At 65.7% G+C, this 23,939-nt stretch carries 23 protein-coding genes; 21 read left to right on the top strand and 2 right to left on the bottom strand.

Annotated features, from left to right (window positions below; translation table 11 throughout):
• Positions 1-16: 16 nt before the first annotated feature.
• The 6 genes from MYXE_RS17805 (at position 17) to ahcY (ending at position 5,371) form a co-directional block, all read left to right on the top strand.
• Entirely contained in the window at positions 17-1,525 is a 1,509-nt protein-coding gene (locus MYXE_RS17805; protein ID WP_085196709.1) for an APC family permease, read from the top strand.
• A 94-nt stretch (positions 1,526-1,619) separates the two neighbouring features.
• The gene (locus tag MYXE_RS17800) at positions 1,620-2,843 is read left to right on the top strand and encodes an alkane 1-monooxygenase (protein WP_085196707.1); all 1,224 of its coding nucleotides are present in this window, start codon (positions 1,620-1,622) and stop codon (positions 2,841-2,843) included.
• Positions 2,843-3,019, top strand: a complete 177-nt coding sequence (locus MYXE_RS17795; protein ID WP_003920075.1) for a rubredoxin — start codon at positions 2,843-2,845, stop codon at positions 3,017-3,019. Before MYXE_RS17800 ends, MYXE_RS17795 begins: the two co-directional genes overlap by 1 nt.
• Positions 3,012-3,194 (top strand): rubredoxin RubB, encoded by a 183-nt coding sequence (gene rubB / locus MYXE_RS17790; RefSeq protein WP_003920074.1) that lies wholly within the window; start codon positions 3,012-3,014, stop codon positions 3,192-3,194. Before MYXE_RS17795 ends, rubB begins: the two co-directional genes overlap by 8 nt.
• Positions 3,191-3,817: a TetR family transcriptional regulator AlkX gene (gene alkX, locus MYXE_RS17785; protein WP_161552114.1), complete on the top strand. Its 627-nt coding sequence runs from the start codon at positions 3,191-3,193 to the stop codon at positions 3,815-3,817. The genes rubB and alkX overlap by 4 nt, the downstream gene beginning before the upstream one ends.
• Positions 3,818-3,898: 81 nt before the next feature.
• A complete protein-coding gene (ahcY, locus tag MYXE_RS17780; protein ID WP_003920071.1) occupies positions 3,899-5,371 on the top strand; it encodes an adenosylhomocysteinase in 1,473 nt (490 codons plus the stop codon).
• An 85-nt stretch (positions 5,372-5,456) separates the two neighbouring features.
• Here ahcY and sigC read toward each other — a convergent pair whose 3' ends face one another.
• Entirely contained in the window at positions 5,457-6,011 is a 555-nt protein-coding gene (gene sigC / locus MYXE_RS17775) for an RNA polymerase sigma factor SigC (protein WP_003920070.1), read from the bottom strand.
• A gap of 58 nt (positions 6,012-6,069) precedes the next feature.
• Complete coding sequence (locus MYXE_RS17770) at positions 6,070-6,810, bottom strand: DUF2275 domain-containing protein (protein ID WP_161552113.1); 741 nt, start codon at positions 6,808-6,810, stop codon at positions 6,070-6,072.
• A 152-nt stretch (positions 6,811-6,962) separates the two neighbouring features.
• Between MYXE_RS17770 and MYXE_RS17765 the strand changes: the two genes are divergently transcribed.
• The 15 genes from MYXE_RS17765 (at position 6,963) to MYXE_RS17700 (ending at position 23,935) form a co-directional block, all read left to right on the top strand.
• Entirely contained in the window at positions 6,963-8,213 is a 1,251-nt protein-coding gene (locus MYXE_RS17765) for a PPE family protein (protein ID WP_232061643.1), read from the top strand.
• Positions 8,210-8,539, top strand: a complete 330-nt coding sequence (locus tag MYXE_RS24690; protein WP_232061642.1) for a PPW family C-terminal domain-containing PPE protein — start codon at positions 8,210-8,212, stop codon at positions 8,537-8,539. The genes MYXE_RS17765 and MYXE_RS24690 overlap by 4 nt, the downstream gene beginning before the upstream one ends.
• A 29-nt stretch (positions 8,540-8,568) precedes the next feature.
• Positions 8,569-9,201 carry a dTMP kinase gene (locus tag MYXE_RS17760; protein WP_085196699.1) on the top strand — a complete coding sequence of 211 codons (633 nt, stop codon included), beginning with the start codon at positions 8,569-8,571 and terminating at the stop codon, positions 9,199-9,201.
• 56 nt (positions 9,202-9,257) lie between these two features.
• Positions 9,258-9,944 carry a two-component system response regulator MtrA gene (mtrA, locus tag MYXE_RS17755; protein ID WP_039889815.1) on the top strand — a complete coding sequence of 229 codons (687 nt, stop codon included), beginning with the start codon at positions 9,258-9,260 and terminating at the stop codon, positions 9,942-9,944.
• Positions 9,945-9,987: 43 nt separating this feature from the next.
• Positions 9,988-11,637 (top strand): MtrAB system histidine kinase MtrB, encoded by a 1,650-nt coding sequence (gene mtrB / locus MYXE_RS17750; protein WP_039889813.1) that lies wholly within the window; start codon positions 9,988-9,990, stop codon positions 11,635-11,637.
• Positions 11,637-13,394, top strand: coding sequence for an MtrAB system accessory lipoprotein LpqB (gene lpqB / locus MYXE_RS17745; protein WP_112650266.1), 1,758 nt, complete (start codon positions 11,637-11,639; stop codon positions 13,392-13,394). The genes mtrB and lpqB overlap by 1 nt, the downstream gene beginning before the upstream one ends.
• A 342-nt stretch (positions 13,395-13,736) precedes the next feature.
• On the top strand, positions 13,737-14,027 hold the full coding sequence (locus MYXE_RS17740; RefSeq protein ID WP_039889825.1) for a WXG100 family type VII secretion target: 291 nt from the start codon (positions 13,737-13,739) through the stop codon (positions 14,025-14,027).
• A gap of 454 nt (positions 14,028-14,481) precedes the next feature.
• Positions 14,482-16,572 (top strand): hypothetical protein, encoded by a 2,091-nt coding sequence (locus tag MYXE_RS17735; RefSeq protein WP_142688754.1) that lies wholly within the window; start codon positions 14,482-14,484, stop codon positions 16,570-16,572.
• Between the two features lie 14 nt (positions 16,573-16,586).
• On the top strand, positions 16,587-16,880 hold the full coding sequence (locus tag MYXE_RS17730) for a hypothetical protein (RefSeq protein WP_085196691.1): 294 nt from the start codon (positions 16,587-16,589) through the stop codon (positions 16,878-16,880).
• 87 nt (positions 16,881-16,967) lie between these two features.
• Positions 16,968-17,606: a ComF family protein gene (locus MYXE_RS17725; protein WP_085196689.1), complete on the top strand. Its 639-nt coding sequence runs from the start codon at positions 16,968-16,970 to the stop codon at positions 17,604-17,606.
• 272 nt (positions 17,607-17,878) lie between these two features.
• The gene (gene hpf / locus MYXE_RS17720) at positions 17,879-18,553 is read left to right on the top strand and encodes a ribosome hibernation-promoting factor, HPF/YfiA family (protein WP_085196687.1); all 675 of its coding nucleotides are present in this window, start codon (positions 17,879-17,881) and stop codon (positions 18,551-18,553) included.
• 76 nt (positions 18,554-18,629) lie between these two features.
• Complete coding sequence (secA, locus tag MYXE_RS17715) at positions 18,630-21,461, top strand: preprotein translocase subunit SecA (RefSeq protein WP_003920862.1); 2,832 nt, start codon at positions 18,630-18,632, stop codon at positions 21,459-21,461.
• Between the two features lie 72 nt (positions 21,462-21,533).
• Positions 21,534-22,286 (top strand): hypothetical protein, encoded by a 753-nt coding sequence (locus MYXE_RS17710; protein WP_197904872.1) that lies wholly within the window; start codon positions 21,534-21,536, stop codon positions 22,284-22,286.
• Between the two features lie 4 nt (positions 22,287-22,290).
• Positions 22,291-22,773 (top strand): cation:proton antiporter regulatory subunit, encoded by a 483-nt coding sequence (locus tag MYXE_RS17705; protein ID WP_003920860.1) that lies wholly within the window; start codon positions 22,291-22,293, stop codon positions 22,771-22,773.
• A 4-nt stretch (positions 22,774-22,777) separates the two neighbouring features.
• A complete protein-coding gene (locus MYXE_RS17700) occupies positions 22,778-23,935 on the top strand; it encodes a cation:proton antiporter (protein ID WP_085196683.1) in 1,158 nt (385 codons plus the stop codon).
• Positions 23,936-23,939: the final 4 nt, after the last annotated feature.

Raw genomic sequence — 23,939 nt, 5'->3', positions numbered from 1 at the left:
GGTACTGTCGCGGTGCATGGCCGGTCGATGGCGTACCAAGTCGGTCGAGCAGTCGATCGCCGACACCGACGAGCCGACAACCCAGCTGCGCAAAAGCCTGTCCTGGTGGGATCTGGTCGTGTTCGGCGTGTCGGTGGTGATCGGGGCGGGCATCTTCACCGTCACCGCGTCGACCGCCGGCGACATCACCGGCCCGGCGATCTGGATATCGTTTCTGATCGCGGCGGCCACCTGCGGGCTGGCCGCGTTGTGCTATGCCGAATTCGCCTCGATGCTGCCGGTGGCCGGCAGCGCGTACACGTTCTCCTACGCCACCTTCGGTGAATTCTTGGCCTGGATCATCGGCTGGAACCTGGTCCTGGAGTTGGCGATCGGCGCAGCCGTGGTGGCCAAGGGCTGGTCAAGCTATTTCGGGACCGTGTTCGGCTTTGCCGGAGAGACAACAAATCTGGGCCCCTACAGTCTCGACTGGGAAGCGCTGCTGATTATCGGAATGCTGGCGACGCTGCTCGCGCTGGGCACCAAGTTGTCGGCACACTTTTCCGCCGTCGTCACCGCGATCAAGATCGCGGTGGTGTTGCTGGTGGTGATCGTCGGTGCGTTCTACATCAAGCCCGCGAACTACTCGCCGTTTATCCCCCCGCCCGAATCCGAGCACGGTGGCACCGGCATCGACCAGTCGGTGTTGTCGCTGCTGACCGGCGCGCATACCAGCCACTACGGCTGGTATGGCGTGTTGGCCGGCGCCTCGATCGTGTTCTTCGCGTTCATCGGGTTCGACATCGTGGCAACCATGGCCGAGGAGACCAAACACCCCCACCGTGACATTCCCCGCGGGATCCTGGCCACGCTGGCCATCGTCACTGTGCTCTATGTCGCGGTCTCCGTGGTGCTGTCGGGGATGGTTCGATACACCGAACTGCGGGATACCCCGACCGGCCATCACGCGAACCTGGCCACGGCGTTCGCCGCGAACGGCGTGCACTGGGCGTCCCGGGTCATCTCGGTGGGGGCGTTGGCGGGGCTGACCACGGTGGTGATGGTGCTGATGCTCGGGCAGTGCCGGGTGTTGTTCGCGATGTCCCGAGACGGACTGTTGCCACGGCAGCTGGCAACCACCGGCGCACGCGGCACGCCCGTGCGAATCACCGTGCTGGTCGCACTGCTGATTGCGATTGCGGCCTCGGTGTTCCCGATGGCCAAGCTCGAGGAGATGGTCAACGTCGGAACGCTGTTCGCGTTCGTGCTGGTCTCGGCAGGAATCGTCGTGCTGCGCCGGACTCGTCCAGATCTGCACAGGGGATTCCGAGTCCCCTGGGCGCCGCTGCTGCCGATCATGTCGGTGTGCGCGTGCCTGTGGCTGATGCTCAACCTCACCGGCCTGACCTGGATCCGGTTCGGGGTCTGGATGGTCGTCGGCGTCGCGATCTATGTCGGCTATGGCCGACGGCACTCGGTCCTGGCCAATCGGCCGCCGAGCGACGAGGCCAGCCCGGAGCCCGAACCGACGCCAGTGATGCCATAGGCTTTACAAATAGGCTGTCTGTGTCTAGACAGCAGACGTTAAGCCATGTATTGTCCAACCACACGTGGTGTGATTCACAAGGAGGTTGGACGACATGGCCGGTGAAGGCGCCAAGCTCGTCGCCGCCGACGCGGTGACGTGGCACGACAAGAAGCGCAACCTGTGGCTGCTCGGGCTCGTTGCCCCGACCATGTTGCTGGTGATCCTGCCGATCGTGTGGGCCATGAACCAGGCCGGCTGGCACAGCGCCGCCGAGGCGCTGTTTTGGGTCGGCCCGATCCTGCTCTATATCGTGCTGCCGGCCCTGGACCTGCGTTTCGGGCCCGACGGGCAGAACCCACCCGACGAGGTCATGGAGCGGCTGGAGAACGATCGCTACTACCGTTACTGCACGTACCTGTACATCCCGTTCCAATACGCCAGCGTCGTCCTGGGTGCCTACCTCTTCACGGCATCCAACTTGACGTGGCTCGGCTTTCCGGGGCCGCTTAGCTGGCCGGCAAAGATCGGGCTGGCACTGTCGGTGGGCACACTGGCCGGCGTCGGGATCAACACCGCGCACGAACTAGGCCACAAGAAAGAGTCGCTGGAGCGGTGGCTGTCCAAGATCACGCTGGCCCAGTCCTGCTACGGGCACTTCTACATCGAGCACAACCGCGGCCACCATGTGCGGGTCGCCACACCAGAAGACCCTGCGTCGTCCCGCTTCGGTGAGACATTCTGGGAGTTCTTGCCGCGCAGCGTCTTTGGCAGCCTGCGCTCGGCGTGGCGGCTGGAGGCCCAGCGGCTGCGGCGGCTCAACAAAAGCCCATGGCACCTGTCGAACGACGTGCTCAACGCCTGGGGGATGTCGGTCGTGCTGTGGGGCGCGCTGATCGCGGTGTTCGGCGCGGCGCTGATCCCGTTCGTCATCATTCAGGCCGTGTTCGGCTTTTCGCTGCTGGAATCGGTGAACTACCTCGAGCACTACGGGCTGCTGCGGCAGAGGACCCCCAACGGCCGCTACGAGCGCTGCACGCCGAAGCACAGCTGGAACTCCGATCACATCGTGACGAACCTGTTCCTCTATCAGCTGCAGCGGCACAGCGACCATCACGCCAACCCGACGCGCCGCTACCAGACGCTGCGCAGCTTCGCCGACGCTCCTAGCCTGCCCAGTGGTTACGCGTCGATGATCGCGCTGACCTACTTCCCGCCGCTGTGGCGCAAGGTCATGGACCAGCGGGTGCTGGCCCACTACGGCGGCGACATCACCCGCGCCAACGTCCACCCGCGCCGCCGGCGGAAGCTGCTGACCAGATACGGGGCGTCGACATGATGGCCGCCTACCGCTGTCCGGTGTGCGATTACGTCTATGACGAAGCCAAAGGGGCTGAGCGCGAAGGCTTTCCGGCCGGCACACCGTGGAATCAGGTTCCCGACGACTGGTGCTGCCCAGACTGCGGGGTGCGGGAAAAGGTCGACTTCGAACCGGTAGGAGCGAATCATGAATGACTACAAGCTGTTTCGTTGCATGCAGTGCGGCTTCGAATACGACGAGGCGCTGGGCTGGCCAGAAGACGGCATCGCGCCCGGCACCCGCTGGGACGACATTCCCGACGACTGGAGCTGCCCAGACTGCGGCGCGGCCAAATCTGACTTCGAGATGGTGGAAGTCGCGCGTTCGTGACAACTAGTGTCGCGGATGTGAAACGGGTCCCCTACGCCGAGGCGTCGCGGGCCCTTCTGCGCGATTCGGTGCTCGACGCGATGCGGGAGTTGCTGCTGGCCCGCGACTGGTCGGCGATCACCTTGGCCGACGTGGCGCGCGCCGCGGGTGTCAGCCGGCAGACCATCTACAACGAGTTCGGGTCCCGGCAGGGCCTCGCGCAGGGTTATGCGCTGCGGCTCGCGGATCGACTGGTGGACCTCGTCGAGCAGGCGATCCATGACAACGTCGGCGACATCTACGCCGCGTTCCTGTACAGCTTTCGGGCGTTCTTCACCGAGTCGGCGGCCGACCCGTTGGTGATCTCCCTGTTGACCGGGGTGGCAAAGCCGGATCTGTTACAGCTCATCACCATCGACAGCGGCCCCATCCTCACCCATTGCTCGCAGCGGCTGACATCCTTGTTCATGCACAGTTGGGTGCGGGCCAGCGAGCACGACGCGGGTATCCTGGCGCGCGCGATCGTGCGGCTGGCAATGAGTTATGTGTCGATGCCGCCGGAAGCCGACCACGACGTCGCCGCAGATTTAGCGCGGCTGTTTACCCCCGCCGCTGAGCGCTACGGGGTGATCGAAGCGCCGTGACCCGGCGTCACGGGCTCGCCGGATCGCGACTAATGTATAAGCAAGCTAAGTAGTTGACTCGACGAGGATTGGGTGCACACCATGACGACCACGGAAAACGCGCTGAGCACCGACGTTCGCAACGGCATCGAGTACAAGGTCGCCGACCTGTCGTTGGCCGACTTCGGCCGCAAGGAGATCGAGCTCGCCGAGCATGAGATGCCCGGATTGATGTCGCTGCGGCGTGAGTACGCGGACGTCAAGCCGCTCAAAGGCGCCCGCATCTCGGGATCGCTGCACATGACCGTGCAGACCGCAGTGCTGATCGAGACGTTGACCTCGCTTGGCGCCGAAGTCCGGTGGGCGTCGTGCAACATCTTCTCCACCCAGGATCATGCCGCGGCCGCGGTCGTCGTCGGCCCGCACGGCACGCCGGAGGAGCCCAAGGGCACGTCGGTGTTCGCCTGGAAGGGCGAGACGCTCGAGGAGTACTGGTGGGCCTGCGAGCAGGCGCTGACCTGGCCCGGCGAGCCCGCCAACATGATCCTCGACGACGGCGGGGACGCCACGATGCTGGTGTTGCGTGGCATGCAATACGAGAAGGCTGGTGTCGTTCCGCCCGCTGACGAGGACGATTCGACCGAGCACAAGGTGTTCCTGAACCTGCTGCGGCGTCGTTTCGAGACCGACAAGACCAAGTGGACGAAGATCGCCGAGTCGGTCAAAGGCGTCACCGAGGAGACCACTACGGGCGTGCTGCGGCTCTACCAATACGCCGCGGCGGGTGATCTGGCATTTCCCGCGATCAACGTCAACGACTCGGTGACCAAATCCAAGTTCGACAACAAGTACGGCTGCCGGCACTCGCTGATCGACGGCATCAACCGTGGCACCGACGTGCTGATCGGCGGCAAGAACGTGCTGATCTGTGGCTACGGCGACGTCGGCAAGGGCTGCGCGGAGTCGATGAAGGGCCAGGGCGCGCGGGTCACCGTCACCGAGATCGACCCGATCAACGCGCTGCAGGCGCTGATGGAGGGCTTCGACGTCAAGACCGTCGAGGACGTGATCCACGAGGCCGACATCGTCGTCACGGCGACTGGCAACAAGGACATCATCACGCTCGAGCACATGCGGGCGATGAAAGACAAGGCGATCCTGGGCAACATCGGCCACTTCGACAACGAAATTCAGATGGCCGCGTTGGAGCGTTCCGGGGCCAGAAAGACCAACATCAAGCCGCAGGTCGACCTGTGGACCTTCCCGGATACCGGCCGCTCGATCATCGTGCTCTCCGAAGGCCGGCTGCTCAACCTCGGCAACGCCACCGGGCACCCGTCGTTCGTGATGAGCAACAGCTTCTCCAACCAGGTGATCGCCCAGATCGAGTTGTGGACCAAGCACGACGAGTACGACAACGAGGTATACCGGCTGCCCAAGCACCTCGACGAGAAGGTGGCCCGCATCCATGTCGAGGCGCTCGGCGGGCATCTGACGAAGCTCACCAAGGAGCAGGCCGAGTACATCGGCGTCGACGTCGACGGCCCCTACAAGGCCGACCACTACCGCTACTGAGCCCCGGCGAGCAGACGCAAAAGCGCACGAAAACCCGTGGTACGGCGTGCTTTTGCGGCTGTTCGTGCAACCCGGCGGTCGCGCGCTACCCGGTCAGGTCGTCGACGTCCAGGCCGGCCAGCAGAGCGTCGCGGGCGCGGGCGACGCGGGAGCGGATGGTGCCGACCGGGCACCCGCACACCACCGCCGCGTCCGCGTATGACAATCCCAGCAGCTGGGTGAGCAGCAGCGCCTCCCGTTGGTCGGCGGACAGTTTGGCGATCATCGTCGTCACCTCCACCACGTCTTCGAATCCCCGGGCGGGACGGTCGCGGTGAAGCAGGTGTTCGGGGTCGGTGTGATGCACGCGGCGGGGTCGCGACAGCGCATGGCGGACGTGATCGGCGACCACGCGACGCGCGATCGACAGCAGCCAGGTGCGGGCGCTGGAGCGTCCGGAGAACCGATGGATAGCGCCGATCGCCCGCAGGAAAGTTTCCTGGGTCAGGTCGTCGGCGCTGTTGGCGTCGGAGAGGTAGGCGACAAACCGCCACACGTCTTGCTGGGTGGCTTTGATGAGCGTTTCGAGCGCCCGGGAGTTTCCACGCGCAGCCGCCAAGGCGAGCGCGGTTACGGCCTCGTCGTCGCTACGCGCGGTCATGACCATTCACCTTAAACCGACCGGCGCGGTTCTACGACCGATTGTCGTAGAAGCCAAGCTAGGCGGCGGAGCGGTTGATCGGCCAAAGATGTCCGCGCCGTCGACCGCGCGGGACGGTGACGGCAGGCAGAGGGTCGACGGCCCGGGCGTCGGCGGTGGCGTGTTCCGTTGGCGCCCCGGCCCGTTGGCGTGCGACCAGCCAGGCGAACAGGACCCCCAGGAGCAGCGGCAGGTGGCTGGCGATCCGCGCGGCGGTGACCTCGCTGTGGTATGCGTCGATGGCGACGTAGGTCAGCAGCGCCGCCGTGAACGCGGTGGCGATCGCGGCAACGCCGGCGGCCGCCGCGGTCCATATGCCGGCGGCGACCATTGCCAGTCCCAACGCCAACAACCAGGCCGTGGATTCATGCAACAAGTGCATCCCGGTCGCTGCGCCATGCCCGTGCGGGGACGCCAATCCGAAGTCGATTCCGGCGATTTGCGCCAAGGCGACCGCGACCTGGGACACACCCACGGCGATCAGTGCCCATCGCCGGTAGCCCGAAACCAGCCGGTGCGGCCAGCGCCGACGCGGCGCCGTCGTTGCCAAACCGGCCATCGCCATGATCTTGTCGACCAGGTCCGGGCCGTGGCCGACCTCGGCGGCGGCCAATCGGCGGGTCTGCATGGCCACCCCGATCAGCCAGGCCCGGCAATCCGGGCACGAACCCAGGTGGGCATCGACGCGCTGCGCCGGCACAGCATGACGCTCGCCGTCGAGTCGCGCCGACAGCGCTTCACGCGCAACTTCACACCGCATCCCTGCATCCTCGCGCATCCGTGTGCCTGGGCACAAAGGCACACAAAGGCAAACCTGCGCGGAACTCGACCGGGCCGGGAAGCGACCACTGTAGGTATGCCACGCCAGATTCCTGGGAGGGTTTTCGTGTCGCTGCGGCAGGTGGTCCGGTTATGACCGCGCCGGTGTGGATGGCGTTGCCGCCCGAAGTGCACTCGGCCTTGCTGAGCAGCGGGCCAGGGCCCGAGGCCTTGCTGAGCGCCGCGGGCGCATGGTCGTCGTTGAGCGCTGAATATGCCTCGGCGGCAGAGGAACTCACCGCGCTATTGGGGGCGGTGCAGGCCGGGGCCTGGCAGGGGCCCAGCGCGGAGCAATATGTCGCCGCCCACGGCCCGTATCTGGCCTGGCTGGTTGACAGTGCCGCCAAGAGCACGGTCGCTGCGACGATGCACCAGACGGCGGCCACCGCCTACACCTCCGCGCTGGCCGCCATGCCCACGCTGGCCGAACTTGCCGCCAATCACGCGATTCACGCGGTGCTGGTGGCCACAAACTTCTTCGGCATCAACACGATTCCGATCGCGCTGAACGAAGCCGACTATGCGCGGATGTGGGTGCAAGCCGCCGAGACGATGAGCACCTACCAAGTGATCGCTGGATCGGCGCTCGCATCGGTGCCGGTCACCGCGCCCGCGCCCCAGATCGTCGCGTCGGGGCATGAAGCTACCGCGGAGGCAACGCAGGCGGCCGCGGTGGTCCCGGCCACGCAATCCGGTGCCCACCTCAACAGCGCGGATGCCTCGGCCACCGAGCAGCAGGCCAGCGCGGCCACGTCGTGGCAAGACCAGCTGGCGGCGTGGCTTTCCGACTACACCCAGAACTTCGCGTGGCCGCTGGGCAAGCTGATTTACCCCAACGGCTGGCCCATCCCCGCGGTCCCTTTTGCCAATGCGGTGAGTTCGCTGCTGATGCAGATCCCGGGCATGTCGCCGGTCCTTGCGACCGCGCTCGCCTGGGCAATCTTCCACACACTGATGCTGGTGTGGCCCGCCGTCCAGGTAGCGCCGTTGGCCGTCCCGGCAATGCTGGCCGGTGTAGTTTCGGCGGGCGTGGCGGGCACGGCCGGCCTAGCGGGCTTGGCGGGATTGTCGGCGGCGCCCTCCGCCGACACGACGGCACCCGCCGTCGCACCCGCTCCCGCACCCACGAGCGCGTCGCCGACTGCGGCGCAGGCGGGCGCCGTCCCGGCGAGCGCCGCCAGCGCCTCGGCGGCGCCGAGCCCAGCCGCGCCGAACCCGGCCACACCGGCTGACGCCAGCCCGGCGGCGGCGGCCCCGACGCCGGCGTTGGCCCGACCACATCGGCGACGGCTTCGGGGTTCTACGCGGTGGGCACAACGAACGCCGCGGCGCACAGCAGCGTGAGCAGCCGTCGGGCTCGCAGCAAGGATCAGGAGGCGGCGTTGGGCAGCGACGCCGCCGCGACGACGGCACCGTCGGCTCGTGAACAGGCGCGAGCCCGTCGACGCCGCGCCGAGGAAAAAGACCGCGGCCACCGCTACGAATACATGGACCCGGAGCCGTCGACAATGGCGTCCGATCAGCGCTCGGGCCCGCTCGGCTTTGCGGGCACCATGCCCCAGCCTGCCCAGGCAACTGCCGCGGGATTGGTGACGTTGCCCGGTGACGGGTTCGGCGATGCCCCCAGTGTTCCGATGGTGCCGGGCAGCTGGGACGCCGAGCCAGAATAGAGCCGGAGCTGGCGCGTTAGGCTCGCGCCGTGCTGATCGCGATCGAAGGGGTCGACGGCGCTGGCAAGCGGACATTGTCGCGGGGCCTGCAATCGGCCTTCGAGGCCCGCAAAAAGTCGGTTGCCACCCTCACTTTCCCGCGCTACGGGCAGTCGGTGACTGCCGACGTCGCCGGTGAGGCGCTGCGGGGTCAGCACGGGGATCTCGCGTCGAGCGCGTATGCGATGGCGCTGCTGTTCGCGTTGGACCGTGCCGGTGCGGCAGCCGAGATCGAAAAGGCCCGCGGTGACCACGACGTGGTGATCTTGGACCGCTACGTGGCCTCCAATGCGGCCTACAGCGCGGCCCGCCTGCACCAGGACGCCACCGGCGAGGTGGTGGCCTGGGTGTATGACATCGAGTACCGTCGGCTGCACTTGCCGATGCCGGATTACCAAGTGTTGCTTGATGTTTCGACTGAACTCGCCGGGCAGCGAGCGCGCAGCAGGGCCACGCACGAGGTGGGCCGGGACCGCGACGCCTATGAACGCGACGACGAGCTACAACGGCGCACCGCTGTGGTGTACGCCGGGCTAGCCGCCGCGGGCTGGGGCGGCCGGTGGCAGGTGGTTGGCGCCGACGTCGACCCCGGCAAGCTGGCCGGCGTGCTGCTCGCCGAGTGAGCTGCGAGAAGAAACGCGGGTCTGATAGCTCAGTTTTGTCGCGAACTGGTGACACCATGGACACCATGAGGCAAAGGATTCTCGTCGTCGACGACGACGCTTCGCTGGCCGAGATGCTCACCATCGTGTTGCGCGGCGAGGGTTTCGATACCGCGGTCATCGGTGACGGCAGCCAGGCACTTACCGCGGTGCGCGAGTGGCGTCCCGACCTTGTGTTGCTGGACCTGATGCTGCCCGGCATGAACGGCATCGACGTCTGCCGCGTGTTGCGCGCCGACTCCGGGGTGCCGATCGTGATGCTGACCGCCAAGACCGACACCGTCGATGTGGTGCTGGGTCTGGAGTCGGGTGCCGACGACTACATCATGAAGCCGTTCAAACCCAAGGAGCTGGTGGCACGGGTTCGGGCGCGGCTGCGGCGCTACGACGACGAGCCGGCCGAGATGCTCTCGATCGCCGATGTCGACATCGACGTTCCCGCACACAAAGTCACCCGCAACGGCGAGCAAATCTCGCTGACCCCGCTGGAGTTCGATCTGCTGGTCGCGCTGGCACGCAAACCGCGCCAGGTGTTTACTCGTGATGTGCTGCTCGAACAGGTGTGGGGATACCGTCACCCGGCGGACACCCGCTTGGTGAACGTGCACGTCCAGCGTCTGCGGGCCAAGGTGGAGAAAGACCCGGAGAACCCGCAAGTTGTCCTGACCGTTCGAGGAGTGGGTTACAAGGCCGGACCTCCGTGACGGCCAACCCTGCAAAGCGTCGCGGTGAGGAGGAGCGGCGCTTGTGATGTGGGCCTCTCGGCGACGCATACATCGGCGTTCGGCACCCCTGATGCGCGGGATGGGTGCGTTGAGTCGAGCCTTGGGCGTGGCCTGGCGGCGCTCGCTGCAGTTGCGAGTGGTGGTGCTGACTCTCGGACTGTCATTCGCCGTGATCGTGGCGCTGGGCTTCGTGCTGACCAGCCAGGTCACCAACCGTGTGCTCGACGTGAAAGTCCACGCTGCCATCGAACAAATCGAGCGGGCGCGCAACACGGTCAGTGGGATCGTCAGCGGCGAAGAAGCACGATCACTCGACAGCAGCCTTCAACTTGCCCGCAACACCTTGACGTCGAAAACCGACCCGTCCTCCGGTGCCGGGTTGGCCGGTGCGTTCGACGCCGCGCTGCTGGTCCCGGGCGACGGTCCGCGAGCCGCGACCACTGCAGGGCCGATCGATCAGGTGCCAAGCTCGCTGCGCGATTTCGTCAAGGCCGGTCAGGTGGCCTATCAGTACGCCACCGTACACACCGAGGGTTTCTCCGGGCCAGCGCTGATCATCGGCACCCCGACGCCGTCGCGGGTGACCAATCTTGAGCTCTACCTGATCTTTCCGCTGGCCAACGAGGCAAGCACGATATCGCTGGTGCGTGGCACCATGACCACCGGCGGCATCGTGCTGCTGGTGTTGCTCGCTGGGATCGCGTGGCTGGTCTCGCGGCAGGTCGTGGTTCCGGTGCGGTCGGCCTCGCGGATCGCAGAACGATTCGCCGAGGGCCACCTCTCCGAGCGGATGCCGGTGCGTGGTGAAGACGACATGGCCCGGCTGGCCATGTCGTTCAACGACATGGCAGAAAGCCTGTCGCGGCAAATCACCCAGCTGGAGGAGTTCGGCAATCTGCAGCGGCGGTTCACCTCGGACGTCAGCCACGAACTGCGCACCCCGCTGACCACCGTGCGGATGGCCGCCGACCTGATCTACGACCACAGCGCGAACCTCGACCCGGCGCTGCGGCGCTCCACCGAATTGATGGTCAGCGAGCTGGACCGGTTCGAAACACTGCTCAACGACCTGCTCGAGATCTCGCGCCACGACGCTGGAGTGGCCGAGTTGTCGGTCGAGTCGGTCGATTTGCGTGCGACCGTCAACAGTGCGCTGGCCAGCGTGGGCCATTTGGCCGAGGACGCCGGCGTCAAGTTGATCGTGGATCTGCCGCCCAATCAGGTGATCGCCGAGGTCGACACCCGGCGGGTGGAACGCATTCTGCGCAACCTGATCGCCAATGCGATCGACCATGCCGAGCACAAGCCGGTGCGAATCCGGATGGCCGCCGACGAGGACACCGTCGCGGTCACGGTGCGCGACTATGGGGTTGGGCTGCGACCGGGCGAAGAGAAGCTGGTGTTCAGCCGCTTCTGGCGGTCGGACCCGTCCCGGGTGCGGCGGTCCGGTGGCACCGGGCTGGGTCTGGCGATCAGCGTCGAGGATGCGCGGCTGCATCAGGGCCGCCTGGAGGCCTGGGGCGAGCCCGGCAAGGGCGCCTGCTTCCGGCTTACCCTTCCGTTGGTGCGGGGTCATAAGGTGACCACCAGCCCGTTGCCGATGAAACCGATTGCGGCTGAACGCAAAGAGCGGCCACCCCGCCAGCGAGAGCACGCCGAGAGGGGTGCGTGATGCGCCAGTTGGCGGCGCTGCTGATGTCGGCTCTGGTAGTTGCCGGATGTGCGTCCGTGCCGAATTCATCAGCGCCGCAAGCCATCGGCACCGTCGCGCGACCGGCGCCGTCGAACCTGCCCAAGCCGACCCCGGGGATGGATCCCGACGTGCTGCTGCGCGAATTCCTCAAGGCCACAGCCGATCCGGCCAACCGGCACCTGGCGGCACGGCAGTTTCTCACCCAGTCTGCGTCCAACGCCTGGGACGACGCCGGTAGCGCGCTGCTGATAGACCACGTGGTGTTCGTGGAAACCCGCACCGCCGAACGGGTTTCAGTTACCATGCGGGCTGACATCCTGGGTTCGCTGTCCGACATGGGGGTGTTCGAGACCGCCGAGGGAGTGTTGCCGGATCCCGGACCGATCGAGCTGGTCAAAACTTCCGGGGGCTGGCGCATCGACCGGCTGCCGAACGGGGTGTTTTTGGACTGGCAGCAGTTCCAGGCGACCTACAAGCGCAACGTGCTGTATTTCGCCGACCCGACCGGCAAGACGGTGGTGCCCGATCCGCGCTACGTCGCCGTCTCCGATCGCGACCAGCTGGCCACCGAGCTGGTCTCCAAACTGATCGCCGGACCACGCCCGGAGATGTCCAGGTCGGTGCGCAATCTGCTCGCTCCACCGTTGCGGCTGCGTGGACCGGTGACCCGAGCCGACGGCGGCAAAACCGGAGTTGGTCGTGGGTACGGCGGGGCGCGGGTAGACCTGGAAAGCCTGTCCGCCACCGACCCGCACAGCCGCCAACTGCTTGCGGCACAGATCATTTGGACGCTCGCGCGGGCCGATATCAAGGGGCCGTATGTGATCAACGCGGAGGGTGCCGCGCTGGAAGACCGGTTCGCCGACGGGTGGACCACCTCCGATGTGGCTTCTACCGACCCTGGTGTCGCCGACGGCGCCGCTGCGGGGGTGCACGCCTTGGTCGGTGGCTCGCTGGTATCGCTGGATGGGCAGCGGTCGACTGCGGTGCCCGGCGTATTCGGCCAGATGCCCGACCAGACCGCGGCTACGCTGTCCCGCAGCGGCCGCCGGGTGGCCTCAGTGGTGACGCAGCGGCCCGGCGCACCGGACATGGCGGCGGCGCTGTGGATTGGCGATCTCGGCGGTGAAGCGGTGCAGTCTGCCGACGGGCACAGCATGTCGCGGCCAAGCTGGTCCCTCGACGACGCCGTATGGGTGGTGGTCGATGGCAACAACGTGCTGCGGGCCATTCAGGAACCGGCGTCCGGTCAGCCCGCGCGCATCCCGGTGGATTCAGCCGCGGTGTCCAGCCGCTTTCCGGGTCCGATCAGCGAGCTGCAGCTGTCTCGGGACGGAACACGTGCGGCGATGGTCATTGCGGGACAGGTGATCTTGGCCAGCGTGGAGCAGCCGCAGGCCGGCCAGTTCGCGCTGACGTATCCCCGCCGGTTGGGTTTCGGGTTGGGGTCGTCGGTGGTGTCGTTGGCCTGGCGCACCGGCGATGACATCGCGGTGAGCCGCACCGATCCGCAGCACCCGGTCTCGTACGTCAACCTCGACGGCGTCAACTCCGATGCGCCCAGCAAGGGTTTGCAGACCCCGGTCGGCATGATCGCGGCTAACCCGTCGGCGGTGTACGTCGCCGATCCCCGTGGGGTGCTTCAGCTTTCGGGCTCGGCAGCTGAGAACGAACAAATGTGGTCCGACGTGCCGGGATTCATGGTACCCGGGGCGGTGCCGGTACTGCCGGGCTGAGTTGTGCCGGCCGGGGTGAATCGTTAGTTTTGCGGCGTGGATTCTGGTGAGCCGCTGCGGGTAAATCCTGAGGCGATGGCTGGTTGTGCGCAGGCGCTGGGCGGTGCTGCGGATGCCCTGCGGAACAGGTTGGCTGAGCTCGACGGCGAGGTCGGGCAGATGCTGGGGGGGTTGGCAGGGCACGTCTGGCCGCGCCTATGCCTCGGCGTGGGACTTGTGGCATCGGGGGGGCTGGCGAGGTGATGTTGGGGTTGTCGATTTTGGCGGAGGCGGTCGGTAAAGCCGGCCAGGAGTTTCAGCAGCAAGAGTCGGCGTCCGCTCAGGCACTGCGGGGTGTGCGCGGTGGCTGAGGCGTTTCGTGTCGATCCCGAGGCGCTGGCCGAAGCGGTGGAGCGCATGGCCGAGTTTCAGCGTTACGCCGAAAGCATGCTCACCGAAATCGATTCGCTGGTGAGCAATCTGCACGCGCGGTGGTCGGGTGAAGCTGCTGCCGCACACATCGAGGCGCATCGGCATTGGACCCAGGGTGAAGCGATGATGCGCGAAGCGCTGACCAAGCTGCAAGGCGCAGCCAAGACCGCGCACGCCAACTACACCGGCGCGATGGCCAAGAACGTAGGCATGTGGTCGTGAGCTGATGGCGCCGCTGGCGGTCGATCCGGGGGCACTTGACGGCGCGGGATCTGCGGTTGCCGCGGTCGGCGAAGGGCTGGGGTCGGTGATCTCGACCTTGACCGGGACGCTATCGGGATGCGCAGGCATGGCCGGTAATGATCCGGCTGGCGCGGCATTGGGCCGCAGCTACGACAGTTCAGCGTCGAAGTTGATCCAAGCGATGGCGACGGCGCGAAATGGACTGTGCAAGATCGGCGATGGCGTGCGGATGTCGGCGCACAACTACTCTGTGGCCGAGGCGATGTCGAATGTGTCGGGCCGAAGCGATCCACTTCCAATGCCGCCGTCGACGGGATCAATTTCAGCCGGCTCGTCACCCTCGGCTGTGGGAGCAGGTAGCAGCACACCGGCGGGCTGGGGATGGGTAGCGCCCTATATCGGGATGATCTGGCCCAACGGGGATTCGGCGAAGTTGCGCGCCGCCGCGGAGGCCTGGAATGCCGCTGGCATGGAATTTTCGGTTGGCGAGAAATTTGGGCTAGCGGGGCCGTTGGGAACCGTTCGAGCGCAACAGATTCCCGAGGCTGAGGCCATCGCCAATGCACTCACCGACTCGGATCGCAGCTGCACGGCGATCAAACAGCAGTGCTCGGCAATCGCGGACCAGCTCAATGCGTACGCCGCCAGGATCGACCAGGTTCACGCAGCGATTCTGGATCTGCTCTCCCGCATCTGTGATCCCCTGACCGGGATCAAAGAGGTGTGGGACATCCTCACCGACAAAGACGAAGACGAGATCAAAAAGATCGCCGACGACATTCGCACGGTGGTCAACCAATTCACTTCCGAGGCCAACGCACTGGGCCACCAGATCGCGGCTGCGGTTTCTGAGGCGACGACGGTTATCAGCACGATGGGCCACTATGCCGGCAAAGAGTGGGATCAGTTTCTGCACGGCACAGATGTGGGACGAGCCATCAACCAGGTCGGCCAGTTCGGAAAGGGTTTTGGCGAAGAAGTAGGCGGGCTGCTCAAGGATGACTGGACGTACGGCCCTGCGCGGGCCCTCGTCGACCCGAAAGGCTGGTATCACTCCTGGAAGGACATGGTCGGCGGGATGGCGCCGCTGGTTGGTCTCGGCGGTGACAACGCGCCCGGGGTAGGCGAGGCGTGGAAGAACCTCGGTAAAGGGATAACGCACTGGGATGAATGGAAGACAAATCCCGCCGAGGCCGCCGGTAAGAGCACCTTCGACATCGCAACGCTATTTGCCCCGGGCGGGGGAGAAGCGGCGGCGGCCAGTAAGGGAGCTCGCGCCGCCGCCGACGCCGGTGAGGCCGCCACCAAGGCGAGCCGTGGGGAAGCAGCGGTCGCCGATGCGGCGAAATCCGGAATCCCGGTAGCACCGCCCGCTCCCCGTGTGGAAGCACCACCCGTCGAACGGCCACCCGCGCCGGCACCTGATCGGCCGCCAGTGCCACCCGACAAGCCCGCCGCGCCAGCACCGGCCAAGCCGGGTTCTGCACCAACGGACGGTTCATTGCCGCACAGCCCCATCGAATCCAGGGCGCCAGTAGCGGAAAAGCCTGCCGGTGAACCGCCGAGATCGCCGGTCTCGCCAGGCCAGCATCCGGCAAGTGCCGCGAGCGTGCCGGGTGAGAGAGTGCCGCCAACGCAGCCGCAACCGCTAGAAGCCGCCGCCGCTCGGCCGTCGGCGGCACCCGTTGGCAACCCTGCTGAACCGGCGATGGCCGCCGCGCACGCGGCACAATCCGCACCGGCGGGATCTGCGCCCCACTTGCCAATGCCAGATTCTTCGCCGCCGAGTGCTCACCCACCGCAATCACCCGATGGAGGTTTCCCGAGCGGTCATGGTGGCCACCAGGGGCCTGCTGAGGGTAGTGGGCCCCAAGGACCAAATGAGGGGGTCGGCCCGCGGGGGTCGCGCCAGCCCGGTGACGGCTTACCGGGCGAATCCGGACATCCGCATAGTGACGACGGTCCGCATCAACCGCACCCGTCCAGTGACGGGGCTGGCCCGCATCCGCCTGGTGACGGCACACCGCCTGAGCATGAAAGTCATCACGGCAGCGACGCCAGCAGCGGTGAGGCGGCGGTCGCAGATGGCGATTTCATCGGCCCTTACCAATTGCCGGCCCAAGAACTAGTTACCCCGCCCCCAGATGGCGCATTTTTCTGGTCAGGTAGAACTGCGGACGGACTTGGAATTGGTCCCGAGTCAGCCGGTGGTAATGGAGCAGCCGACGTTTATGCGGCCTCTCATGAAGGGACAACCCTAGAAGGACTCTTAGAAAGAAACGGTGTAACACCACCGAAGTTCAGCTTTGATGACCAGGCAGCACAGGAATGGTGGTCTAAGGTCTCTGGAATGTATGCAGAAAATGTACATGGTGAGGTCCATGCCGTTATCGGCTCCAACCTGCGCCCCGGCAATGTATGGGAAACGGTCGAGCTTCCCAGACTTATTGAAAACCCAAACGTGACTAAAATCGTTATTATCGATCCCGAGACCGGTGCAGAGACCATAATTTTCGAACGCTGAAGGGAGTTGCGGCGATGGACGCGAACGCCATTAACACCGCCGTTGTAGCGGCCATTAAAGATTCAGCGGTACCCAGGATCGACAAGGAAAAGGTCTTCGCGGTTTTTGGAACGACACAAGGTGAAGTGTTGACCGCGAAGGTTTCAGAGCTTGTACGGGAAGCAGTTAGTATGCCCATAGAGTGGGGCAATATGTCGCTTGAAGAGGGAGTGAATGACATTCTCCGGCGATTCCGCGAGAAGCACCCAGAGCTTTCCGATGAAGCGTTACACGAAATTGGACGATGCGTCGGATGGAACCTCCGTTGATCGGACCCTTCTCCGCGCGGGCCTTTTATCTCGTGATCCCAAACCTGGTACGCACTTGTTGTTACCCCTTATCGCCACAATTCACCCATGCTTGATCTCGTCCTCCCGCTCGAATGCGGCGGCTGTGGCGCGCCGAAAACCCGCTGGTGTGAAACGTGCGCGAAGGAGCTGGAGGTTGCCCCCGACGCGCCGCATGTGGTGAGCCCGCGCGTCGACCCGCAGGTCCCGGTGTTCGCGCTAGGCCGCTACGCCGGTGCGCGACGGCAGGCGATCGTGGCGATGAAGGAGCACGGCCGCACCGACCTGGTGCAACCGTTGGCGCACGCGCTGGCCGTTGGACTGCATCGGCTGCTCACCTGGGGCATGCTCGAGACGCCATTGACGATCGTGCCCGCGCCGACACGCAAGTCGGCGGCGCGTCGGCGCGGCGGTGATCCCGTCGCCCGCATGGCAACTATCGCCGTCGCCGGCCATCCCGACATCACGGTGGTCCAGGCGTTGCGGATGAAGGAATTAGCGCGCGATTCGGCGGGGTTGAGCGGCACCGCGCGTGAGCGCAATATCGCTGGCCGCGTGCAGCTTCGGCGTCAGCCACTGCCACCCGGCGTCGAGGTGCTGCTGGTCGACGACATCGTCACCACCGGGACGACCGCGCGCGAGTCGGTCCGTGTCCTGCAAACGGTGGGCAGCAGGATCGCGGGTGTGCTAACGATCGCCGCGGCTTGACCGCGATCGTGAACAACTCGGAACAGCTCGACAAAAGTACTGGCACTTCGGCGTGAACACGGGCTACCGTCGGGTCAAGCATCCGTGAACACCTCACGGCGGCGGCTAGAAGCCAGATATCCGGGCGCCACTTCGCCGACAACGGTAGGAGGTGAGTTCTCGACACCCTTGCACCGGCGGGCGGCCTGCGTGAGACCTCGATACCCCGTCGGCGCACACGTGAGAGCCGGGCACGCGAACGCGTGCGACGCGAGAGAAACGAGTTGTCAGGAATGTCAAGGCAAACCGTGGATTACGACCACCTACTGGCAGACACCGACGAGCAGGCCGAACCGACACCTCGCGCTGAGGTTGTCGTCAAGGGCCGCAACGTCGAGATCCCCGACCACTACCGCGTCTATGTCTCGCAGAAACTCGCCCGCCTGGAGCGGTTCGATCGCTCCATCTACCTTTTCGACGTCGAACTCAAACACGCACCCAACCGACGTCAGCGCAAATCGTGTCAACGGGTCGAAATCACCGCCCGTGGGCGCGGGCCGGTGAAGCGGGCCGAGGCCTGTGCAAACAGTTTTTACGCCGCGTTCGAAACCGCGGTGGACAAGCTGGAGAACCGGCTGCGGCGCGTCAAGGACCGGCGCAAAGTCCACTACGGCGACAAGACCCCCATTTCCCTATGTGAGGCTGCTGCGGCGGCGCCGCCCGACACCGCGTTCAGCCCCGAGGACACGGAACCGCACACGCACGGCGGTCCGGTCACCGACCACGAGCCGGGTCGCATCGTGCGCGTCAAGGAGCACCCGGCCAAGCCGATGTCGGTGGATGACGCACTCTATGAGATGGAACTTGTCGGCCACGACTTCTTTTTGTTCTACGACAAGGAGACCGAAAAGCCGTCGGTCGTCTACCGACGCCATGGCTACGACTACGGCCTGATCCGGCTGGCTTGACGAGCGGGGTGCGCGCCGGTTCGTCCCCTACGATGGAGTACGCCGAAGACTCCGTCTACCCACAGGGGACCTAGCTGTGCTGTCGAAGTTGCTGCGCCTTGGTGAAGGTCGCATGGTCAAGCGCCTGGCGCGGGTCGCCGACTATGTCGACTCATTGTCCGACGACGTCGCCAAGCTCACCGACGCCGAGCTGCGGGCCAAGACCGACGAGTTCAAGAAGCGCCACGCCGACGGGGAAAGCCTCGATGACCTGCTGCCCGAGGCGTTCGCCGTGGCCCGCGAGGCAGCCTGGCGAGTACTCGACCAGCGTCCCTTCCATGTGCAGGTGATGGGCGCCGCCGCGCTGCACTTCGGCAACGTCGCCGAGATGAAAACCGGTGAAGGCAAGACGCTGACCTCGGTGCTGCCGGCCTATCTCAACGCGATCGGCGGCAAGGGTGTCCACATCGTCACCGTCAACGACTACCTGGCCAAACGCGACAGCGAGTGGATGGGCCGCGTGCACCGTTTCCTGGGCCTTGACGTCGGCGTGATCCTCGCGCAGATGTCACCCGACGAGCGCCGCGCGGCCTACGCCGCAGACATTACCTACGGCACCAACAACGAGTTCGGGTTCGACTACCTGCGCGACAACATGGCCCATTCGCTGGAGGAGTGCGTCCAGCGCGGACATCACTACGCCATCGTCGACGAGGTCGACTCCATCCTGATCGACGAGGCCCGCACCCCGCTGATCATCTCCGGTCCCGCAGAAGGCGGCACCAACTGGTACACCGAGTTCGCCCGCATCGCGCCGCTGATGGAAAAGGACGTGCACTACGAGGTCGACCTGCGCAAGCGCACGGTCGGGGTGCATGAGCTCGGCGTGGAATTCGTCGAAGACCAGCTCGGCATCGACAACCTGTATGAGGCGGCCAATTCGCCGCTGGTCAGCTACCTCAACAACGCGCTGAAAGCCAAGGAGCTGTTCCACCGCGACAAGGACTACATCGTCCGCAACGGCGAGGTGCTCATTGTCGACGAGTTCACCGGCCGGGTGCTGTACGGCCGCCGCTACAACGAGGGCATGCACCAGGCCATCGAGGCCAAGGAGCACGTCGAGATCAAGGCCGAAAACCAGACACTGGCCACGATCACACTGCAGAACTACTTCCGGCTCTACGAAAAGCTGGCCGGCATGACCGGCACCGCCCAAACCGAGGCAGCCGAGCTGCACGAGATCTACAAGCTCGGCGTGGTCAGCATCCCGACCAATAAGCCGATGATCCGCACCGACCAGTCCGACCTGATCTACAAGACCGAGGAAGCGAAATACCTCGCGGTCGTCGACGACGTCGCTGAGCGCTACGAGAAGGGCCAGCCGGTGCTGATCGGCACCACCAGCGTCGAGAAATCCGAGTATCTGTCACGGCTGCTCACCAAGCGGGGCATCCCGCACAACGTGCTCAACGCCAAATACCACGAGCAGGAGGCGGGCATCATCGCCGAGGCCGGCCGGCGCGGCGCGGTCACCGTCGCCACCAACATGGCCGGCCGCGGCACCGACATCGTGCTGGGCGGCAACGTCGACTTCCTCACCGACAAACGGCTACGCGAGCGCGGCCTCGACCCGGTCGAAACACCGGACGAATACGAGCAGGCCTGGCATGAGGAACTGCCCATCGTCAAGGCCGAAGCCGCCGCGGAAGCCAAGGAAGTGATCGAGGCCGGTGGCCTGTATGTGCTGGGCACCGAGCGCCACGAGGCCCGGCGCATCGACAACCAGCTGCGTGGGCGTTCCGGCCGCCAGGGTGACCCCGGCGAGTCGCGGTTCTACCTGTCGCTGGGCGACGAGCTGATGCGTCGCTTCAACGGCGCGGCGCTGGAATCGCTGCTAAACCGGCTCAACCTGCCCGACGACGTGCCGATCGAAGCCAAGATGGTGACCCGCGCGATCAAGAGCGCGCAAACCCAGGTCGAACAGCAGAACTTCGAAGTGCGCAAGAACGTCCTCAAATACGACGAGGTGATGAACCAGCAGCGCAAGGTCATCTACGAGGAGCGCCGCCGCATCCTCGAGGGGGAAAACCTCAAGGAGCAGGCGTTGTCGATGGTGCGCGACGTGGTCACCGCCTACGTCAACGGCGCGACGGCCGAGGGCTACGCCGAAGACTGGGATCTGGACAAGCTCTGGGATGCGTTGAAGACCCTCTACCCGGTTGGCATCGACTACCGGGAGTTGTTCAACCCCGACGCGGTCGGCGAACCCGGTGAGCTCACCCGCGAAGAGCTGCTCGACGCGTTGCTCAAAGACGCTGAAAGAGCTTATGCCGCAAGGGAAGCCGAGATCGAGGCGCTTGCCGGTGACGGCGCGATGCGCGAGCTGGAACGTAGCGTGCTGCTCAACGTCATCGACCGCAAGTGGCGCGAGCACCTCTACGAGATGGACTATCTCAAGGAGGGCATCGGCTTGCGCGCGATGGCGCAACGCGATCCGCTGGTGGAATACCAGCGCGAGGGCTACGACATGTTCGTTGCAATGCTCGACGGCCTGAAAGAGGAGTCGGTGGGCTTCTTGTTCAACGTGGCCGTGGAGGCCGCACCGGCTCCCGAGACCGCACCGGCGGCGAGCGAGGACGAGCTGGCAGAATTCGCTACCGCCGCCGCGGCCAGCGCGCAGCAGCGGGTTGGCGCCGCGGCTCGTCAGGCGACACCGAATGCCTTGCGCGCCAAGGGCATCGAGAACGAGTCGCGTGCGCTGACCTATTCCGGCCCAGCCGAGGATGGATCGGCCCAGGTGCAACGCAACGGCGGGGCACAAAAGACACCGGCCGGAGTGCCCGCCGGCGCCAGTCGACGCGAACGGCGCGAAGCTGCGCGCCGGCAAGGTCGCGGGCCTAAGCCGCCGAAATCGGCCAAGAAGCGCTAAGCGCTCGTCGCACCCAGAATTTGAGGCAAACGCCTCATGTGCACAGCGCACGAGACGGCCAGCATTGTCTGCATGACACTGCACCGCACGACCAGGCAGCCGTCGGATTTCGCCCGGCACGCCGAGGACCATCCAACACTGCCCGCGGCAAGCTGCGAGCGGGTTTCCGGGTACGGAGTCATGGGTTTGCCTTTCCGCTCCGGGCACGTGCTTGGTTTACGCCGGTGGACCGCGTCCTCGATCGGCGCGGCCTTCACATCGATCTGGCATCGATATCCGGACGGCAGCTGGACGTTCTACGAATCGACGCCGAGCGAGGTCGCCTGCAGCCGCTATTTCGGCGCCGACGTGCAGCGCATTCGGGTCACGTCGATCGGGCTTGACTGGGAGGGGCCGCGGCGGCTGCGGATTCACACCTGTGACGATGCCGCGGTGGACTGGACGATTGACCTCGGCTCCACGCCGGTGACGCGGGCGATGAGTCTGGTCGGTTCGCTGATGCCGACCCTGTTATGGCGGTCGCGTCCCGTGCTTTCGCTGATGGGGCATCTGGCGGGGCCGATTCTGGGGGTCGGCAAGGTCGGGCTGAGCGGCCAGACCTCCAATGGTCAGCACTTCGATGCCAATCCGCTGCGGATCTGGTATGTCAGCGCTAGCCGCGCGGTCGTCGAAGGTGAAGACCTCGGCCCGGTCGGGCCGCTCGCCGAGCAGGCGCGCATGGCCGACTTCTACTTCCCGCAGCGCGGGATCTTCGCGGTTGGTCGCGTGTTCGTAAAGCCGTCAACCGAAATCGCGGCATCGCCCCGACTTTTCGTCAAGTATTGACGGCATGGATGTCAAGGAGGTGTTGCTGCCCGGGGTGGGCCTGCGCTACGAGTTCGCAAGCCACGAAGGTGACCGGATCGGGATCATCGCCCGGCGCAGCGGCGACTTCGAGATCGTCTTATACGGCCCCGAGGACCCTGACCAGGCCAGGCCCGTCTTCCGTCTCACCGACGAGGAAGCCGACACGGTAGCCCAGATTCTCGGCGCCCCCCGGATTGCCGAACGGTTTACCGAGCTGACCCGGGAAATACCCGGTCTGGAAACAGGTCAAGTCCGGATCCCGCCGGAAAGCCCGTTCGTCGGCCGACCCCTCGGTGACACCCGGGCCCGCACCCGCACCGGTGCGTCGATCGTGGCGATCGTGCGCAATGAGCAGGTCCTCGCATCACCGGGGCCCTCGGAAATCCTGCGCGCTGACGACGTCTTGATTGTCATCGGTACCAAGGACGGTATCGCCGGGGTCCAGCAGATCGTTGACAAGGGCTGAGCCCGTGCAGATTCCGGTGCCGCTGCTGTTGCAACTCGGCGCCCTGCTCACTGCCCTCGCTTTGCTGGGAGCGTTGGCGCGTCGATATGCGCTCTCACCGATTCCGGTGTACCTACTTGCCGGCTTGGCGCTTGGGAACGGCGGGTTCGCGCCGGTGCCGGCGGCCGGCCAGTTCATCAGCACGGGCGCGCCGATCGGTGTGGTGCTGCTGTTGCTCACCTTGGGGCTGGAGTTCTCGGCGGTGGAATTCGCCAGCAGCCTGCGACGCCATCTGCCATCCGCTGCGGTCGACGCCGTTCTCAACGCCACCCCCGGCGCGCTGACCGGCTGGGTGCTCGGACTCGACGGCATCGGGATTCTGGCCATGGCCGGCGTCACCTATGTGTCTTCGTCAGGCGTGATCGCCCGGCTCCTGGAGGATTTGCACCGGATCGGGAACCGCGAAACCCCAGCCGTGCTGGCCGTGCTGGTTCTGGAGGACTTCGCGATGGCGGGATACCTTCCGTTGTTCGCGGTCCTGGCCTCCGGCGGCCGGTGGTTTCACGCGCTCGCCGGCATGGTCGCCGCGATCACCGCCTTGAGTGCGGCATTCACCGCGTCGTACCGCTGGGGCCACCATTTCGGGCGGCTGGTGACTCACCCCGACTCCGAGCAGCTGGTGTTGCGGGTCCTCGGGATCACCCTGATGGTGGCGGCATTGGCCGAATCAGTGCACGCGTCGGCCGCCGTCGGTGCATTCCTGGTCGGCCTCACCTTGACGGGTGAGACCGCGGACCGGGCCCGCAAGGTGCTGACACCTCTGCGAGACCTGTTCGCCGCCATCTTCTTTCTCGGGATCGGCCTGTCCATCGACCCCCAGCAGCTCGTGCCTATGCTTCCCGTCGCGGTGGCTTTGGCCGTCGTCACCTCGGCGACCAAGGTGGCGACAGGGATGTTCGCAGCCCGGCGCGAGGGCGTGGCCCGTCGCGGGCAATTGCGCGCCGGCACCGCGCTGATCGCGCGTGGTGAGTTTTCGTTGATCATCATCGGCATCGTCGGCTCGTCGATCGTCGGTGCCGCCGCGCTGGCGACGTCGTACGTGTTCGTCGTGGCCATCATGGGTCCGGTGGTTGCGCGTTTGACTGGCGGCCCAGTGCCGCTCGTTGCTGTCACGTCGAAATAGCTTG

It is taken from the genome of Mycobacterium xenopi (genome assembly GCF_009936235.1).
In the GTDB taxonomy this organism is placed as follows: Bacteria; Actinomycetota; Actinomycetes; order Mycobacteriales; family Mycobacteriaceae; genus Mycobacterium; species Mycobacterium xenopi.
This window is presented reverse-complemented; position numbering and strand designations above follow the sequence as displayed.

Bases quoted from the DNA above. Each gene is read 5' to 3' on its own strand.
- MYXE_RS17805 (WP_085196709.1), top strand. From the start codon at position 17: ATGGCCGGTCGATGGCGTACCAAGTCGGTCGAGCAGTCGATCGCCGAC.
- MYXE_RS17800 (WP_085196707.1), top strand. From the start codon at position 1,620: ATGGCCGGTGAAGGCGCCAAGCTCGTCGCCGCCGACGCGGTGACGTGG.
- MYXE_RS17795 (WP_003920075.1), top strand. From the start codon at position 2,843: ATGGCCGCCTACCGCTGTCCGGTGTGCGATTACGTCTATGACGAAGCC.
- rubB (WP_003920074.1), top strand. From the start codon at position 3,012: ATGAATGACTACAAGCTGTTTCGTTGCATGCAGTGCGGCTTCGAATAC.
- ahcY (WP_003920071.1), top strand. From the start codon at position 3,899: ATGACGACCACGGAAAACGCGCTGAGCACCGACGTTCGCAACGGCATC.
- sigC (WP_003920070.1), bottom strand. From the start codon at position 6,011: ATGACCGCGCGTAGCGACGACGAGGCCGTAACCGCGCTCGCCTTGGCG.
- MYXE_RS17770 (WP_161552113.1), bottom strand. From the start codon at position 6,810: ATGCGGTGTGAAGTTGCGCGTGAAGCGCTGTCGGCGCGACTCGACGGC.
- MYXE_RS17765 (WP_232061643.1), top strand. From the start codon at position 6,963: ATGACCGCGCCGGTGTGGATGGCGTTGCCGCCCGAAGTGCACTCGGCC.
- mtrA (WP_039889815.1), top strand. From the start codon at position 9,258: ATGGACACCATGAGGCAAAGGATTCTCGTCGTCGACGACGACGCTTCG.
- lpqB (WP_112650266.1), top strand. From the start codon at position 11,637: ATGCGCCAGTTGGCGGCGCTGCTGATGTCGGCTCTGGTAGTTGCCGGA.
- MYXE_RS17730 (WP_085196691.1), top strand. From the start codon at position 16,587: ATGGACGCGAACGCCATTAACACCGCCGTTGTAGCGGCCATTAAAGAT.
- MYXE_RS17725 (WP_085196689.1), top strand. From the start codon at position 16,968: ATGCTTGATCTCGTCCTCCCGCTCGAATGCGGCGGCTGTGGCGCGCCG.
- hpf (WP_085196687.1), top strand. From the start codon at position 17,879: ATGTCAAGGCAAACCGTGGATTACGACCACCTACTGGCAGACACCGAC.
- MYXE_RS17710 (WP_197904872.1), top strand. From the start codon at position 21,534: ATGACACTGCACCGCACGACCAGGCAGCCGTCGGATTTCGCCCGGCAC.
- MYXE_RS17705 (WP_003920860.1), top strand. From the start codon at position 22,291: ATGGATGTCAAGGAGGTGTTGCTGCCCGGGGTGGGCCTGCGCTACGAG.